Genomic DNA, 1180 nt, shown 5'->3' on the forward strand with positions numbered 1-1180 from the left:
AGCAGGGCTGTTAAGTTCTAATATTGGAACATAGTTCTTTGAAATTTTGACCAAATATTATTTGGGCGTACTTAATAGAATCATTGACATTTTGTCTGAGATAATTAAGTGAAATAGCATTAAATATTGCCATATTCACGGCTATATTTTGATGCTTAATTCTATTGTTATCTTCTTGATAATTGACATCTTTTACCCAATGTAAGCGATTCTCAATACCCCAATGTTTTCTGATTCCCTCAGAAAACTCTTTTGCTGAAAGCCATAAGTCACTTATACGATATGACAAACTCTGAGTAAGATGTTCTTTCTGAGCTTGTTGTGTATGTTTTTTTCCTTTTTGAGTAACTTGCTTTTGTATCAAAATAAAAGATTTTAATTGCTTCCATTGTTGTTGGATGCTTTGATTTTCTAATTTATAAACCTTAATAATCCATTGAGTGAGTCTACCGTGAGTTTGCTCTGTAACTTGATAAATGTCCTCAAAGGCATTTTCACAACTATAAGCTTGAAGATATTTAAAAAGAGCTTGCTGGTTTGCTTTGACTTGTAAAACATAGTGATTACCTGAATCAACAATAGCATTTACTGTTTTTTTTGAGTGTGTAAGGCATCCAATGTAAGAATTACTCCTTTATCTTGTAAAGAGGGTAATAAGCTTCTTACAATTTCTGCTTCACTGATTTTCTTATTACGAAAATCAGCAATACAATAAGTTAATCCAGTCTTTTGAACATAAATACTAACAATAGAACAAAAATCTTGATAACTTTCTGTATAATCACTCAAGGTAGATTTTAAAGATTTTCCGTCAGCACTTACCCAGTCTAAAGGTGATAAATCTTGATGAGAACACCATTCATTAAAACGTTGTTTGACTAGGTCTTTATCTAAAGCAAGTAATAGTTGCCGTAAAGTTACATGACTAGGTACTCCATGTTTTAGTCCGAAAATATCAGTAAAATAGGCTTCATTAGCTTTGGCAAACTTATGAAGCGAACGATAGCCGATATAGCCACAAGAAATCCCTAAAAAGATAATCCAAAGCATACTCTCAAACGGATAGCGTTGACCTTGACCTCTACGAGGGTCAGAAAGGCTTTTAAAAAAATCATTAAGCTCCATTACAAAATATTATTTGGTCAAAATTAATAAAATCCCAGAACTTAACAGCCCTGCT

Annotated in this window: 1 pseudogene; it reads right to left on the reverse strand. The window is 32.4% G+C overall.

Annotated elements, in window-relative coordinates:
- Window positions 1-10: 10 nt before the first annotated feature.
- A pseudogene (locus VB264_RS25165) lies at window positions 11-1125 on the reverse strand (ISAs1 family transposase).
- Window positions 1126-1180: the final 55 nt, after the last annotated feature.

This window comes from Arcicella aquatica (assembly GCF_034928825.1).
Lineage (GTDB): Bacteria > Bacteroidota > Bacteroidia > Cytophagales > Spirosomataceae > Arcicella > Arcicella aquatica.